Genomic DNA, 17,773 nt, shown 5'->3' on the forward strand with positions numbered 1-17,773 from the left:
GAATAATAAATAAACGATGAAAAAAATTCACAATATATTAGCGACAGCACTACTTTTTGTAAGTAGTGCTGTTATGGCACAACAAGAGAGCGTTTATAGTTTTTACCGTCAACATATGAATTTAGTTAATCCAGCTTATGTAGGGATGGATAGTATAACGGTAGCAACCACCACCTTACGAAAGCAATGGACAGGTATTGCCAATGCACCCGAGACTCAGGCCGTGTCCTTTGGGACTACATTAGGAAAAAAAGTGGGTTTTGGAGTAACTGTTATTAGCGACAAAACCTTTATAGAAAAACAAACCTATGTTAGTTTGGATTTTTCCTATAAGTTAAAAATGAGTGAGACAGCAGATGTATATTTTGGTATAAAAGCAGGAGGGAATTCATACAATGTGAATACCTCGGGCTTAGAGATGTACAATGTACAGGCCGACCCAGCTTTGGCTTCGATAAGTACCTTCAATCCTAATGTTGGAGTAGGAGCTTTATATAAAGAAGGCGACTTGTATGTATCGTTATCTATTCCAAGATTATTGAATTCTAAACGTGCTACTAACGATGATGGTTATGCTAGTGTAGCTACTGATAGTCCACACATCTATTTAAGTGGAGGATACGATATTCCATTGAGTGGGGAGTTTTCTAGATTAATTTTAAAACCTTCAGCGATGTTACGTTATGTCAGTGGTGCCCCAACCTCGTTAGATCTTACAACGATGTTACAAATAGACAAAACCTTTGAAATAGGAGGAATGTATAGAACAGATAAAGCCTATGGGGCTATGGCAACTGTAGTAATTAGTAATAGATTACAATTTGGATTTGCTTATGAGATGAGCACCCAAGCCTCATTAGCCGCTGCTAGAAATACTAACGAAATGCTTTTACGATTTAAATTTTAAGTCGATAGTCAACAATCAATGTTATTATTTGGAGCCACGAATTAGCGAATTTTAAAATTCACCAATTCGTGGCTATTAATATCTAGTTCAAAATTTGTTGATGCTTATTGGTCATTGCGATCGAAGTGATGCAAACATAACATTCCAAGTTCAACATTCAAATTATGTAGATGCTGAACTAAATTCAGCATGACAAGTATTAGGTTGAGTTCTTACTTCGTATATCGTACCTCGTATATCGTATATTACTTCGTATATTGTATATCGTACCTCAATCTATTCTTTTAAAAAAAGAGCTTTTAATTCGGTGGCATCGTTGGGTTTCATTTTGCCTGCTAAAACCAAACTTAATTGCTTGCGACGTAATGCGGCATCAAAACGCTGTTGTTCTAATTCGGTTTGAGGAATAATTGGCGGAACCTCAACAGGTTTTCCGGTAGCATCAACAGCAACAAAAGTATATATCGCTTCCATTGTTTTGGTTCTATTGCCAGAGGCACGGTCTTCAATCCAAACGTCAATATAAATTTCCATAGAACTATTGAATGATCGGGATACTTTGGCCTCAACGGTTACTACGCTTCCTAGCGGAATGGCTTTGGTAAACGCCACATGGTTCACAGAAGCAGTCACACAAATATTTCTCGAATGTCGTTGCGCTGCAATACTCGCCGCTCTATCCATTCGGGCTAACAATTCTCCTCCAAAAAGATTATTCAAGTGATTGGTTTCACTTGGTAAAACTAAGTCGGTTAAAACAGTTAAAGAATCTGAAGGGTATTTAGGTGTCATCATAACTATTAATTAAGCCAATACACGGCCATTACTGCCGGGATAAAATAAATCACGATAGTTCTTGCGCCATCATAGTCTTTGGCTAAACGTTGTCCTACTAAAAGCATCAATAATGTGATACAAGAAAAAACAGCACCATAATATCCAAAAAGTCTGCCGCTACTCAACAGTAATTCTATCGCGCCAACAGCACATAATATAGTTGAAATTAATTCTAAAATTAACACATGTAATAGGGCCAAAGGGACATGATTTTTTAATTGAGTTTTTGCAAAATGTTCTTTTAGCCAAGCTATATTATCTTTCCAATAAAAGAGCTTGTCGTAACCAGATTGTAGAAAGGTGATAGCCAAAAAAACTAAAATTAAAATAGATGCAGTATTATTCATAGTTTTATTTTTTATGGATTAAACGGGTTAATTTTATAGATAAATCGGTAAGTATAATTTTAGCATTTCCATTGCGTTCAATATGATACATAGCATCAGACAATTCATTGAAAATGTCCTGTATGTTATTTCCATTTACAAAAGGAGCAAAGTTAGCTAATTGGAATTTTTCAACCTTAGGTTCTAAATATACTAAGCTTGGAGTTTCATAATTAAGTAATAATGCTTGTCGAAACATTTCAATACAGAATACTAAAAACTTCTTTTGTGTTTCTCTACCTAAACCAGCAATTTGTTCACTCCATTGAATTAAATCTTGAATTGCAGCAGCATTTCCTTTGGCTTTAAAAGCGGCACGAACCCAAGTGACAAACCATTCATCAAAAGGAAATTCATCGTCTTCATTTTTACATAAATGCAAGGCTTTATTGTAATTTCCTTGTGCTTGATGTGCTATAGTTGCGGCTCGTTTATGATCTATTTTGTTGTTGATTACCAAAGCCTCAGCAATACAGCTTTCTGACAATACGCCAAAATGAATTACTTGACATCGAGACCGTATCGTTTGAATGATGTCTTCTTCTTGTTCAGAAATGAGGATAAAAACGGTTTTTTCAGGTGGTTCTTCTAGTAATTTCAGCAATTTATTAGATGCCTCTACATTCATTTTATCGGCCATCCAGATAATCATTACTTTATAACCTCCTTCATATGATTTTAGCGACAATGTCTTTACAATATCGCTAGCATCTTCTACTCTAATCAGACCTTGTTTGTTATTGACGCCAAGCGTGGTGTACCAATCAAATAACCCGCCGTATGGATTTTGAAGCACAAATGCTCTCCAATCTGAAATGAAATCAATGCTTTTGGGTTTGTTTTTTACATCTTCTGTACTGACAGTTGGGTATATAAAATGTAAATCAGGATGCGAAATTTTATCAAACTTGAGGTTGCAGGATTCATTTTCGCCCCTATTTTCTCCATTAGAATTGCTACACAAAATGTATTGTGCATAAGCAATAGCCATTGGGAGTGTGCCACTACCCTCTGGCCCTACAAATAATTGAGCGTGTGGAATCCTACCCAAGTTAGCACTTTGGGTCAAATGACTTTTAATATATTCTTGTCCTAAAATTTCTGAAAAAAGCATAAAGCAAAGATAACAGAAAAAGGAAGATTTGAATCTTCAATTTCAAGGAATAAAGATGAAATACAACAAAAAATAATAAAGAATTGAACAATATAGTAGCTGTAGAATTAAAAAAAAACAGATAAAACTTGCTTTTTATATTTAAATATATAATTTTGTTTTTGGTTAATCACCCGTTAATCTTTAAATATTCCAAATCTATGAAAGCAAAATACCTTGTTTTAAGTTTCTTCTTTTTTACTGCTGGAACTCTGTTTTCTCAAAACAAAAGTGTTCCTAAAAGTATTATCAAACAAAACGCATCTATTCTTAAATTCTACGACAAAAAAGAATTACAAAGCATGCAAAAAGGACAACTTTTAGTGCTTTATGTAGAACGGACCAAGACCCTTATAAAAACCCTTCCGTATATTGCCCTTGCTTCAAAACCAGGAGTCACAATGGTCGATTTAGGCATTCCATTTACGTCGGAGAATATTAGTCTGTTAGACACACAACACGATGCAACAGATAAATTTCTTGATATTACGACTGAGTTTCAAAAAGGAATGTTGCCGTATTCAGACAAAGAAAGTCTAATTAAAGCGATTCTTTTTTATGAGAGTGTGTTGAAACAAATGCATGAATTAAACGAACAAGAATAATAATTCATCATTTAATTTCTTACTCTAAATAGAATTTAAGATTTCTTTTAGGGAATTTTCAAATAAAATAAATCTGCACCGAATATGAAAAAGACCATTTCGATAGTATTTCTTTTTTTACTAACTATTTCCTCTTTTGCTCAACAAGAAAAGGGTATAACAGGTTTTGAGAATTGGCTAAGTCCATGGACTGATTTTAAGCCCATAAAAACGGAATATAATGAACCTAATCAAATTTTGTCTGGAACAATTTCAACTAATGCAAAATTATTGAAAAAGCACACGTATTTACTATTGGGTAAAGTATATGTAACCAACAATGCATCTTTAACTATAGAACCAGGCACTGTAATTATTGGAGATTATGAATCAAAAGGAGCCCTAATTATTACCAAAGGAGCCTCTTTAATTGCTGACGGATCTCAAACAGACCCAATTGTTTTTACTTCTAACAGGAGTGTGAAAAAATCAGGAGATTGGGGAGGAGTAATAATTTTAGGAGACGCTCCCATCAATAGATTAGGAGGAGTAGCTTCTGTCAACCTTGACTCTAATGGAGTCTTGACCTCTTTTGGAGGAAATAACAGTTCCAGTAATTCGGGAATTTTAAGATACGTTCGTATTGAGTTTGCTGGCGCAAAGAGCAAAGAATATGGCGAATTTAATGGACTTTTACTTGCAGGTGTGGGAAGCAAAACAATTTTAGAAAATATTATGGTAAGTTATGCCACAGGAGATTCTTTTGAGGTGTTAGGTGGAGAGGTAACGCTTAAAAAAGCAATTTCGTACCGTTGTAGCAAAGATGACTTTAAATTTAATTATGGAGCACAAAGTATTCTTGATAATTCAATCGCTATTCGATCCCCTTTTTTAACTAATAATTTAGGATCACGTTGTTTGCATGCTGTTTCTTATGACAAAAGAGATGAAGTAGATTTTTCGAAAAAAATGACTAAAGTATTGGCAACTAATATCACTTTGGTAAACAACAGTCAAGATATTCGCAATGATGTTAATACTGGACTAGTAAGAGAAGCCATTTATGTAGGAGAAAATACCAGTATTGAACTGAATAAAAGCGTGATTTCGGGATTTAACCCAGCAGTAATTTTACAAAATACAATTGCTATTAATGATGAAAATTTGAACAAAATCAAATTCAAAGAGATGTATTTTAATTTATGCAAAGGGAATATTTTCATAGAAAATAATTCCAACAATGAAGATTTGGAAAATTGGTATGGTAATGCCGCTTTTTTCAATGTGTATTCGAATGGGCAATACAAGGATACATTTATTGATTCTGCAAATGAAAAAACACCAGATTTTAGACTTAGTATAGACAAAATAACTGCTTCTAAAAACGATTAAATAGACTAATTGAAAATGCCACAACAAAAACCATCTCTGTTTAAGAGTTTGTTTTCTAATTAATTGACCTTTTAAAGCCCCCGTAAATGAAGTCAATTTGGAACCAATCTTTTTTATATTTCCTGGTATTGACCTGGTCAATAACAGCAATTTCAACTGCACAAACAATTAGTCCATTACCATTACAGTTTAATCGTATTTGTGCTGGAGAGTTTAATGAGTTCAGCGCCACGTTTAATTACTCTGGATTTCCAAACGGAACCACATTTTTAGTTGTCCTTAATAACAGTTCTGGTACGTCAACAGATTTAATCGAAACTACAACCATTGCTGTTACGGATGTTTCAAGCACTAGAAAAACAATAAAATTTGCAATCCCAAGTACTTTAATAGGCTCTGAAACCTATCAGATAAAGGTAAAAAGTAGTGTGAACACGGTTAGCCCACCTTTTGCAAATGCATCTAACCAAACGATTTTTCCAGTTTACTACAAGCCATTTGAAAAAAACTTTACGATTAATAATCAATCGGCTACAGCAACTATCTGTCCCGCAGGAACGTTCCAACTTGTTATTGATAATGTTGCTGGGAGCAATCAAATCTCACCATTGATTTTTACTACATTAAAATACAATTGGTATAAAAATGGGGCGTTAATTTCATCGGAAAAAGGAAGTTCTTTAGCAGTAACCACTACTGGTAATTATTTTGTCGAAATTGATTATGGAGCGTGTTCAAATGCTAACTATACTTCTAATACGGTGCTTATTTCGCCTTATTCTGGTACAAAACCAACGATTCAATCTTCAATAGGCAATCCTTTCTGTCCAAATCAGTTACCATTGGTTTTAAGTACAGAAAAAGCAAATGCATATCAATGGTATAAAGATAATAATCCAATATCAGGCGCAATTCATTCAACACTTTCTGTTAATCAAGAAGGAAACTATGCTGTGGTGGTAAATTATGGAGGCTGTGAAGAAAAAGCAGTACTTACATTAAATGCTTTGAAATTAACAAATCAACTCGATATACCCGATTCAATAATTCTTTTAAAAGGAGACACAAAAAAGGTAAATGTAATTACAAATGCGGTTTTACCTACTTACCAATGGTATCGGAATGACATTTTAATTCCAAACGCTATCAATAGTGTTTATGAAGTAGGCGATGAGGGCACCTATAAAGTGGTAATCAATCAAACCTCAGGCTGTTCATTATCGAGTGAATTATCATTTAGGGTACAATTTGGAGGTGATCCTAATAGTCTTGTAATTCCTAATTTAATTAGTCCCAATGGCGATGGTATTAATGATACATGGGTTATTCCTCAAGAATATTCTTTCAAAGACGATGTTGAGGTGTTGTTGTTGAATGCCAACGGAGAGCAAATTCTAAAGACATTCAACTATAAAAACGACTGGCCCAATAGTAATTATAAAGTGAATTTTCCGGTATTGTATTATATAATTACTACACCAGAAAAAACCCAAAAAGGATCCCTAACGCTACTCCAATAACATGAAATATTTAAGTATAGTTGTATTGGCATTGGGAATGAATCTCCCGGTTATTTATGCGCAACAGGCAGATAGAGTATCTTTGGATTTACCGATACGAAATTCATTAAAATTCAATCGATTTTTGATACACCCTGCATTATCATGGGTAAAAGAACAAAACACCTTTATTTCTTTGTATTCAAAACAGCAATGGATTGATTTTGAAAATGCGCCACAAACCAATTTAGCAACTTATTCGGGTCGATTTGGAGATAATCAAGGAATTGGCCTTGCTGTTTTTCAACAAAATTATGGGGTTTTCTCAAATTTTGGAGGACTAGCAAATTTTGCGCAAAACATTCGAATTTCCCAAGAAAACAATCTCACCTTTGGCCTTACTGTAGGATACTTTCAGAGCGGATTAAACACATCAAAAGTGGTGGTTAATTATACTGATCCTGTTTTAGAAAACACCTCTTCCTCTGCATTCTTGGTGGTACAACCAGGATTAAATTACGGGGGTGAATTTTTAGATTTTGGAATTTCTTTCCCCAACCTGTTAGCGTATAATTTGAGAATATCACAATTGGTTAATAACAACCCATTCCAAAAAGTTTCGCTTCACGCTATGCACACAGGCTATGTTGAGTCGCAAGGATTTTTTGGAGGGAGTAGGTTTTCGGCTTTAGCCAAAACAGAAATTAGTAAAAACAAAACAGCAATTTCAGGTCAAGCGATGCTTTCAATGCCTATTGGGGTTTGGACTCAATTAGGATACCATTCTATCTTTGGAATTTCGGCAGGGATTGGGATCAATATTACTTCAACAATAGCTTTAGAATATAATTATGAAAGAGACCTGGGTGGCTTAACCCAATTTGGATCTTCACACGAGCTTACTTTAGCATACAAATGGAAAACAAAAAATTATAACTATTGGGAGGAAGAGAAAGAAGGTTCGATTATTAAACCAAAAGAAGAACCGGGAGTGTTTTATTCTAATGTAAAACGCCCATCGGCACCAATAATTGAAAACACACGAAATGAAGCGGTTACAATTCAAGACAAAACTACCACTTCTCCAAAACCACAACCTGAAGCGGTAGTTGTAGAGCGTACAAAACCAATTGAAAAAGACAGTATATCAAGTAGTATTGTACGTTCTCAAGAAAAAAAACCCAAATCAACCGAGGTTTTAGTTGAAGAACAATTAGAAATACTCAACCAATCAAAAGATACTATTGCAACCATAGTGCCCTCAACTCCAAAAGAATTAGCGGTAAACAAAATGGTAAAATTACTCGAAGAAGAGCAGATAAAAGAACAAGAATTGTTAAACCGATTAGAACTAAAAGTAGCAAACAAACAACAAAATTTGGTTGATTTAAAATTAGAAAATGATTTGAGCGAAAAAGGAATTTATAGTGAACCAAAACCATTTAAGAGCGTTACAGCTGAAAATAATGAAGTAGAACAATTGAAGAAAGAGTTGACAGAAATAACCAACACACAAAAAGATAAAATTAGAGAATTAGAAAGTTTGTTTTTGGAAGCCAAATCACAAAAAAAACAATCAAATCCAGAATGGGCTAAACAACTGGAGGGAATTGTAATCACTCTTAAATCAAAACATTTAGAAACTATTCAAACCAATAATCGTTTACAATCTTCTTTAGAACAAATCAATGAGGCTACAGAAATTGAGAAAAAAAGAAGAATCAAACGAGCCAATTTTGTTGATGATAAAGAAAGATATGCACAAGACAGAGCCACATTAGAACGAATTAAGGGCACGACTCCTCTTAGCACAATCCCGTTAAAAGAAGAAGAGTTGGATTTTGGCGAAGAACAGCACGATGTTAAAATAATTAAAGGAGTTAAAAATACAGATTCAGGGTATTATTTGATTTTGGCCGTACATAATCAAGTTAGTAAAAGAGATGATTTTGTTACTAAAGTTGTTTCGGCAGGAGCTAGTCAAGTAGATTTTTTCTATGACTCAAATTCAAGTAAATACTTTATTTATACTGAAAAATTTAATTCGTTAGAAGAAGCCAAAAAAGCACTGAATAACAAAGAAAAAACAGCCTATAGTGTCAAAATGGCAATTGTAAAAATTGAAAACTAATTATTAAAATTAAGAAATCTAACTAGACCCCATAGTAGTTATTAAAATAATAGACAACATGAATAGTTTGATTCTACGAGCCCTAGGGTTAAAATTAATTTTTGAAAATTATATCCAAAAGTCCAAAGGGATACCTAATCAATCGTCAGTAGTAATTTTAAAAAAATGTCAATTTATAGCGAGTGTTGCAATGCTATTTTTTTGTTTTGTTGTAGGGTTTGCACAAAACAAAAAATTATCTGTTGTACAAACAACAACAAATACTAATCCATTTACGACTCAAGCAGATTTAACTTCTGTTTGTCCTGATGATGGTACAGAATTAGCTAAGATTTTTTTGTGCGGAAGCACGAGCTCGAGAACACTTTCTATACCTTCAACGGGAGCAACAGCTATAGTTTGGGAACAATTAAATGAAACTAGTTGTGCCCCCAATACCACAAAAGATTGTCCCAATATAGCTACTGCATGCAGTTGGACCACCGTAGGTACAGGGGTTCAATTTATTGCAACAACTTCAGGTCAATTTAGGGTACGATATCAAGAGAATGGAAACCAAGTCTATTTTTTCAATGTATATCAAAATGGATTAGATATTCCAATGACGTATACCCCTATATATTGTGGTAAATCAGGAGAAATACGAGTAGCACAACTCACAGGATATGAATATAGTTTAGATGGAACCAACTATCAATTATCTAACGTGTTTTCCATTAATACCGCAGGAGATTATACACTTAGGGTAAGGAGACAAGGCGCTACCACTTCAGATTGTATTTTTACACTACCCATAACTATTGAAAGTAAGGAATTGGGGGTTTCAACTACCGTTACGCAGCCCACATCTTCTATTCAAAAAGGATCAATCCAACTTACAACATCTAATGTTCGTGAGCAGTATTTTTATAAGCTAATGCAGGGGAGTACAATAATCAATCAAGTAGGGCCTTTATTAGAAAGCGAATATGGTTTTCCAAATTTGAATGCGGGTAATTATACATGGGGAGTAAAAACAAGTGACTGCGACTGGAAAACAGGCGACTTTACCATAAATTCCATTTCGCCTTTTCAAATTACATACACAATACAACCCGTGACTTGCCAGCCTGGATATGTAGAACTTTTTGTTTCTGGCGGAACACCTCCGTATCAGTTTTTTTTTAATGGTAAGACTAATCCAGAATCGAGCAATAAAATTGCTGTGCCTGTTTCGGGAACCTACACCATTAAAGTTGTAGATAGTAACAATCAATTTGATACCGTTTCAGTTAATGTCCCGAGTCAGAGCCCTCCAGTTTATACCATTCAGAAGGTAAATGAAAATTGCTACTATCCCAATTCATGGCAAATTAAGTTTAATGTGACCAATGACAATGGGAATAGTTTACGATATAGTATAAACAACGGTCAAACTTTTTCGACAAATCCAGTATTTTCAGGTTTATCTGCTACACCTGCAGGGACTACTTACAAAACAGTCATAGAGTATACGTATGGAGGGGTAAAGTGCCTACTAAACGAAGATATAATTTTGGTTCAACCTCAATTTGGTTTATCTGCTACCGCAGGTGTTTCTGAATTAATTGGCTGTCTGCCTTCTCCTGATGAAGATAAGGCTAAAATTAGAATTACCAATCCGCAAGGAGGAATACCGCCATACCAATACAGTTTTGACAATCAAGCTAGTTGGACCACAAACACTTCCGTCTTACAACCTGCAGGGAGTTATGTTTTTCATATCAAGGATGCTACTGGATGTATTTCGGCATTAAACAAGGTAATAGTAGAAAATATAGGAGTCCCATCGATTACGGTAACTAATGACTCTTTTAATTGTGATGGCACAGCAAATAGTTCCGTTACAATTACAAATGTCACCGCAACTAATTTTTCCTATACCTATACTTTGGACGGAGTAGCTCAATCGAGTAATAATTTTAAAAATTTAGCTCCAGGAAATCATCAATTAGAAGTGAAGTATCAACCGTTAATCGTACCCACTCCAAGTAATTTATTAAAAGAAGATTTTGGTTATGGAGCCGATACTACTTCGCCAGGAATGAGTGCAGCTTATTGTTTTGAAAAACAAACCCCTCCAGTTATTTGTAATTTAGATAAAGGTTGGTGGCTTCATATTAATGATGGAGAGTATTCTGTTACCTCTTACATTATATATCCTCATGGGGCATGGTTTAGACCCATAGACCATACAAATCCATCAATTGCAAAAGGACGTTATTTAGTTGTAAACATAAAAGGGGATAATACGCAACCAATCATTTACTCTAAAATTATTAACGATATTGTCCCTAATCAACCTATAAGCGTTGAATTTTATGCGACTAATTTATTGAAAAAAACTATAGGTGGTTGGGCTCCAAATCTAAGAATTGCTTTAGAAGACGCTACAGGAATACAAATTTCAACCTATGATACAGGAAATATACCTCAAACAGAAGATTGGATAAAATATTCTCTTTCATTAAATCCAGGAAATAATATCTCTTTGCGGTTTACAGTTCGTTCTATTCAACAGCAACAAGGAGGTAATGATGTTGCCATTGATGATATTACGGCTTATCAAATCCCTAAATTATGTGCAGCTACTAGGATAATTAATTTTGTTGTCCCTTCAGGAAAAGCTTTTGATGCTAGCATAACCAGTCAAAAAAACAGCAGTTGTTCAAATTCAAATGATGGGGAAATTACAATTACTGCCCAAAATTATAATCCTACCGAAGGGTATCAATATTCTAAAGATAATGGGATAACATGGCAAACAGTTATGACATCACCGTTCACTATTAGTAATTTATCTAAGGGTACTTATTCCATAAAAATACGATATAATGCAACTTCGACAGGAGTTTGTGTAAAGTCATTTTCACCAATTATAATTACAGCACCAGCCCCTTTATTGACAACAGCAACAATTACTACTTTAGCCACTTGTAGCCAAGGAGCAACAATTACTGTTACTACTACTGGAGGATCTCCGTTTTATAAGTATGAATTATGGAATGAGTTCAATACCTCTATTATACGTCCAAGGCAAAATGCAGCAATTTTTGAAAATGTTACCCCTGGTAAATATACTATCCGTGGATCTGATGCGAACGGATGTAAAAACACTGCAGATTTCTCAATCACAGTTTTAGAATCACCAAAACCGATACCCGCTATTAATAGCAATTCGGATTTATGTTATGATACTGTAAATCAATCAAAAATTATAATTGATGTAACCTCAGGAACACCGCCTTTTACTTACAGTTTAAATGGAGCTGCACCGCAAACAAGTAATGAATTTTCATCTCTTTTTCCAGGAAACTACTGGGTTACAATAGTTGATAGCAATAATTGTGAGGCAATTACATCCAATAGCACAATTGGAGAGGAATTAAAAGTTGCCGCAAGTTTAATTAAAGATTTAGATTGTACAGCAAACCCAGATGCAATTATTAAAATTGCAGTAGAAGGAGGAGTTAAACCGCTACGTTATAAAGTAAGAAAAGAGGGCAGTAGTATCGCTTCTGCCGATGTGACCATTCCTAATTCAGATGCCTCATTTACATATTTTGTTTCAGATTTGAATAAGGGAGACTATAGTTTTGAGATTATTGATGCTAATGGTTGTACTAAAAGTACAAATACAATTACTATTCAACCTAAGGTATATCCAGAAGTACTTTCATTAACACAAAGTCAATCTATTTTATGCCATTTTGATACAACAGCAGCCATTATAGTTAATTTAGACACAACCAAAGGAGTAGCCCCTTTTACATATACATTGAACAATACAATCACCCAAGATAGCCCAGTATTTGGCAATTTAGCAGCAGGAACCTATACAATAGGTGTTAAAGATAGTAAAGGCTGTTCGTCATCCGAGAAAACGATTACTTTAACAGCACCAGAAGAAATAAAAATACTTTTTCATGCAGTTCCTATTACCTGTAATGGCTCAGGAATTTCTAAAGGAGCGGTAGTGGTAGATAGTGTAAAAGGAGGAATTCCTCCCTATAATTATTTTGTTACAGGCGTAAATGGTTATGACGAAAAGGAGTTAAATAATTCTGGAACTACTTCACATACATTTGATGTAGTTGATTTTGGCTTATACCAAATTAATGTTATTGATAGTAATGGATGTTCTGTTTTAATTCAAGATGTCTTAGTAGCTTCCCCACCTGAAGATTTAGATATTCAGGTAACCACTACAATAGCAGATTGTGCAATTGGAGGTACGGCTTTGGTTGCTGTAGGGACTGCAACAGGGAGCATTTCTTCAGGGCCGTTTCATTTTTCAATTTATACAGGTGAAATACCGGCTTATCCTATTGGAATTTGGCAAAATGAAGATGCTGCGGGGTCTAAAAAAACCGTTTTTACCCATTTAAAACCAGGGTTAAAATATACTTTTGTAGTTTATGATGAAACCACGGGCTGTTATTATTTTGAAACCGCAGAAAGTGCAATAGCTACAAATTCGACTTTAGAAATAAGAGATTTACAAATAAAAAATATCAGTTGTAAAGGTAACGCAGACGGGAAAGTATCTTTTACGATTAAAAATAATTATGCTGTTACAACTCCTATTTCATATCAAGCGCTTCATTCACAATCTTTATTGCCAGTAACTGGAGTTTCTGGAACGGTTAGTATACCCGCCAATGGAGAGGTCACTATTACCGATCTTGGATTGTTCCCTTTTGGGAATTATATAGTAGAACTTAAAGAAGAAACAGGGGCTCCAAATCCAGCGTGTAGCGTAGCTTCAATTCCATTTAATATTACCGAAAGCGCAAAAGATTTAATCTTGAATGCAAAGATTTTAAAAAACGCAAATTGTTTAGCGAAAGGAATAATTAGTTTGCAAGCTCAAGACGGAAAAGCTCCTTATGTATATCAAATCGTTAACAAGAATGCTTCAGGAGGGTCTAGTTTGGTTCCACCTCCACCTCCTTCTGAACCAATTACTTGGGTTAATACCAATACATTTACAGCTGATGCCGGAGACTATTTAGTTTTTGTAAAAGACAGTTATGGATGTGTTAGAAAAATGGAAATTACACTTCCAAAAGATACTGAACCCATCATTAGTCTTGCTGTAGCAAATGCATGTGTTATAGAAGGACAATTTGAAATTGAACTAACAACTCTCACTCCTGGTATCAAACCCTATTATGCAAGTGTTAACGGGAGCGATTTTAGTCCAGTTATAGAACCATATACTTTACAAAATCAAAATTCAGGGAAGTATACCATTACTATAAAAGATGTAAATGGATGTTCGAATACACAGTCTTTAAACATTTATAGTCCATTGGGACTATCTTCAAAAGTCATTCAATTGCCCACTTGTAACACTGCTGATGGTAAAATAGAAGCAATGGTTTTGGGCGGTTCAGGTAATTATGAATATAAAATAGATGGAGGAAGTGCTGTTTCTAGTCCCAATTTTACAGACTTAAGCTCGGGGAATCATTCAATTGAGCTTAAAGATACCACCACTAACTGTGCAAAAAGTATTTCAGTAAATTTAGAAGCACCAACTCCTATTACGGGATTGGTTCTGTCACAAAAACAGGTGAGTTGTAATGGAGGGAATGATGGTTCTATAACGGCAACAATTACTACCCCTGCAATTGGAACCAATGACAATCCTGTGTACAAATACAGTATTGATGGAGTAAATTTTCAAGCATCGAATATTTTTACAGGATTAATGAAAGGCACCTATACTGTTACCGTAATTTCAGGAAGAGAATGTGTAACAACTGATGTTATCTCAGTTAGCGAGCCAGAAGCAATTCGTATTCCGCCACCATCAGTTATTCAATTTGGTTGTAATTCAACCAATAATCTAAATAACGCATCCATTACGGTGAGTGAAATTACGGGAGGTTCAGGAACCTATACTCAATATGAATTTATAAAAAACGGAACACGCGTTCAATTTGGACCGAAACCAACGTATATTGAGACGGACTTAAATGGCGGTAGTTATACTGTCAAGGTGTATGATGACAAAGGGTGTGAGAGCAGTGTTTCAACAACAATTGCACCGTTTTATGTTTTAGATAAACTCAATGTCAATTCCACAAGCCCAATTAGCTGTATTACTAACGAAACTATCCAAGTCTCTGTTTCAGCCATTGGGGGTGTACCAACTAATTTAGACTATTCGTTAAGCCCTATATCAGGAAGTTTAATTGGAACAACTTTTCCTTCCAATTTAACCGGAATTTTTTCTGGATTAACCGTTGGAGAATATCTAATTACCGTAAAGAATACAGTAACCAATTGTACAATTCAAGAGGTATACACTATTAATGAACCGAACACTTTTGGCTTGACCATAGATTCGGTAGTAGATGTAAGTTGTTTTGGAGGGAGTAATGGAAGCGCTACTATTACATTGGTTGATCAAAGCACACCAAGTAGAGCAGGAGTTTTTAGTTATGTTATTAAAGATAGTTTGGGCAATCTAGTTCAATCTTCAACCACTACATCGACTGGCCCTATAACCATTTCAAATTTAAAAGCAGATACGTATTCTATTACAGCAACTTTGAGCAACGCGCCATTTTGTGGTCTGACTAAAAAAGTCACGATTAGTCAACCAATAGCTACTCTATCACTGTCAGAATCTCATTCGGACATTACCTGTGCAGTAGGAAACAACGACGGAAAAATTACTGCTTTACCTCAAGGCGGTTGGGCTGATTTTTATGAATTCAAATGGGAAAAAGAGGGAATAGTAATTCAAAATTGGGGAGACATTACTGAGATTAATAATCTAACACAAGGGAACTATACGTTTTATGTTCGGGACGCAAAAGGGTGTGAGGTAAACAAGCAACTTATCTTAAATAATCCTTTGCCAATATCTCTTAAAGCAGCTGCTGATAAATCGCTATTAAGCTGTTTTGGGGATCAAACCGCAACCATTTCGATTACAAACGTTTCAGGAGGACAAGGAAGTAATTATTGGTATACATTGGAGAAAAAAAGTCCTAGTCCACAGGTTTGGGGTCAGCAAAAATCCAATGAATTTAAAAAATTAGACGCTGGAATTTATACTGTAACCGTAACAGACAATTGGTCTTGTATAGCCTCTTCAGGAGAAATAGAAATTAAAGAACCAGACCCTGTTGTTGCCACCTTATCGGTGTTAAATGCACCAACCTGTTTGAGTCCTGCCCAGTTGGATTTACAGATTTCAGGAGGAACGCCTCCTTATAGGTTTAGTACTGATAATAGTGTTTTTAGTCCGTTCCTATCAGGTGTTTTAAATGGTAAAACAGGTACGAATCATTATTATGTCAAAGATAACAATGGGTGCGGAGCGTATCAGTCCAATGATATAATTATTGAACTCCCTAAAGGGCTATCTGTTCTTTTAGATACTACGCTTGCCAAAGTAAATTGTACCGGAGAAAGTACAGCAACTATTTTGGCAACAGCCCAAGGCGGTTTAGGAAATTATTCCTATTCACTATTAGACGACAAGGATAATTTGGTTAGAGCAGCTCAACTAACAGGCAACTTTACAAGTTTGGCTGCCGGAAAATACAAGGTAAAAGTAATTAGTTCCGATTGCGTTCCAGCAGAATCAACAATTGTTACGATTACAGAACCTGCGTCTAAATTAACACCTACCTATTCGTTAACAGACGCGCTGTGTGCAGGGTCTAATGATGGCTCAGTAAAAATTAATTCTTCAGGAGGAACAGTAGTTATAAAGCATGCTATTTCACCTAATTTGAGTCAGTTTACAGAATCGGATTTGTTCGAGAATTTAGCACCTGGCAGTTATGATTTGTTGGTTCAAGATGCCTTAGGATGCTATGATAAAAAGGTTGTTACCATTGGGGAGCCTACAGTTTTATCAGCACAAACACTTAGCACATCAATTGTTCAGGAATTATGTTATGATGATAAAAATGCACAATTTAGTATTGCTATTTCGGGAGGAACACTCCCTTATACTATATCTTTAGACAACCCAATTGGTCCATTTACAACAGGAAGTGCTACCCAAACCCAATTTGATTTTGTTAATTTGACCGGAGGATCTCATACTGTTTATATTCAAGACGCACATCATTGTACGTTGGATTGGACAGTAAATTTGAATGCGTCGATAAAATTGAACCCAACCACAATTGTCAATTATGATTGTGTGAATAACACACAGCACAATCAATTAAAAGTGGTATTAGATACTAGTGTTTCTGATTATTCTTTAGTCCAATTTGCGTTAGATGGAGGAGTCTATCAATCGAGTAATGTATTTTCTAACCTTACCCCAGGAGATCATTTTATAAGAGTAAAACACAATAATGGATGTGTTAAAGACTCCCCTGTTTTTAGTATTAAAAAAGTAGAACCTTTAACATTGGTTGTACAAGAAGGTGGGTTAAATGAAATTATAGCGGTGCCAAAAGGAGGAGGAGGAAATTATACATTTACTTTTGAGGGTCAACCCAATGGAACCAACCCGAGTTATATTTACTATAAAACACAAGATTATTTCGTTACAGTTCAAGACGCAAATGGGTGTACAACATCGGTGACTCAAAAATTCAATTACATCGACATCTGCATACCCAATTATTTTACCCCTAATGGAGACGGAATTAATGATACTTGGGCGCCCGGTTGTACCATTAATTATAAGAACTTAAGTTTTACAGTACTCGATCGTTACGGACGAGAAATACAGACTTTTCATTATGGAGAATCTTGGGACGGGAAATACCAAGAAGCAGCACTTCCTTCTGGGGATTATTGGTACGTGTTGAAACTGAATAATTCAAAAGATGACAGAGAATTCGTAGGTCATTTTACACTCTATAGATAATTCATTAAA

General features: G+C 35.1%; 9 protein-coding genes. 6 read left to right on the forward strand and 3 right to left on the reverse strand.

Features of this window, described 5'->3' with window-relative positions; translation table 11 throughout:
• The first annotated feature begins 16 nt into the window (after positions 1-16).
• Positions 17-907: a PorP/SprF family type IX secretion system membrane protein gene (locus MG292_RS03160; protein WP_264534145.1), complete on the forward strand. Its 891-nt coding sequence runs from the start codon at positions 17-19 to the stop codon at positions 905-907.
• A 276-nt stretch (positions 908-1,183) separates the two neighbouring features.
• Here the strand turns inward: MG292_RS03160 and MG292_RS03165 are convergent, their stop codons facing one another.
• The 3 genes from MG292_RS03165 to MG292_RS03175 are packed head-to-tail and all read right to left on the reverse strand — an operon-like array spanning position 1,184 to position 3,244.
• The gene (locus tag MG292_RS03165) at positions 1,184-1,699 is read right to left on the reverse strand and encodes an acyl-CoA thioesterase (protein WP_264534569.1); all 516 of its coding nucleotides are present in this window, start codon (positions 1,697-1,699) and stop codon (positions 1,184-1,186) included.
• An 8-nt stretch (positions 1,700-1,707) separates the two neighbouring features.
• Entirely contained in the window at positions 1,708-2,091 is a 384-nt protein-coding gene (locus MG292_RS03170) for a DoxX family protein (protein WP_264534144.1), read from the reverse strand.
• A gap of 4 nt (positions 2,092-2,095) precedes the next feature.
• Entirely contained in the window at positions 2,096-3,244 is a 1,149-nt protein-coding gene (locus tag MG292_RS03175) for a DNA polymerase III subunit (RefSeq protein WP_264534143.1), read from the reverse strand.
• Positions 3,245-3,444: 200 nt separating this feature from the next.
• On the opposite strand from MG292_RS03175, the gene MG292_RS03180 reads away from it, so the two are divergent.
• The 5 genes from MG292_RS03180 (at position 3,445) to MG292_RS03200 (ending at position 17,764) form a co-directional block, all read left to right on the forward strand.
• Entirely contained in the window at positions 3,445-3,888 is a 444-nt protein-coding gene (locus MG292_RS03180; RefSeq protein ID WP_264534142.1) for a hypothetical protein, read from the forward strand.
• A gap of 84 nt (positions 3,889-3,972) precedes the next feature.
• Positions 3,973-5,259 carry a hypothetical protein gene (locus tag MG292_RS03185; protein ID WP_264534141.1) on the forward strand — a complete coding sequence of 429 codons (1,287 nt, stop codon included), beginning with the start codon at positions 3,973-3,975 and terminating at the stop codon, positions 5,257-5,259.
• A gap of 86 nt (positions 5,260-5,345) precedes the next feature.
• A complete protein-coding gene (locus tag MG292_RS03190) occupies positions 5,346-6,779 on the forward strand; it encodes a gliding motility-associated C-terminal domain-containing protein (protein ID WP_264534140.1) in 1,434 nt (477 codons plus the stop codon).
• Position 6,780: 1 nt separating this feature from the next.
• The gene (locus MG292_RS03195; RefSeq protein ID WP_264534139.1) at positions 6,781-8,889 is read left to right on the forward strand and encodes a PorP/SprF family type IX secretion system membrane protein; all 2,109 of its coding nucleotides are present in this window, start codon (positions 6,781-6,783) and stop codon (positions 8,887-8,889) included.
• 58 nt (positions 8,890-8,947) lie between these two features.
• Positions 8,948-17,764, forward strand: a complete 8,817-nt coding sequence (locus MG292_RS03200; protein ID WP_264534138.1) for a T9SS type B sorting domain-containing protein — start codon at positions 8,948-8,950, stop codon at positions 17,762-17,764.
• Positions 17,765-17,773: the final 9 nt, after the last annotated feature.

It is taken from the genome of Flavobacterium keumense (genome assembly GCF_029866485.1).
Classification (GTDB): Bacteria; Bacteroidota; Bacteroidia; order Flavobacteriales; family Flavobacteriaceae; genus Flavobacterium; species Flavobacterium keumense.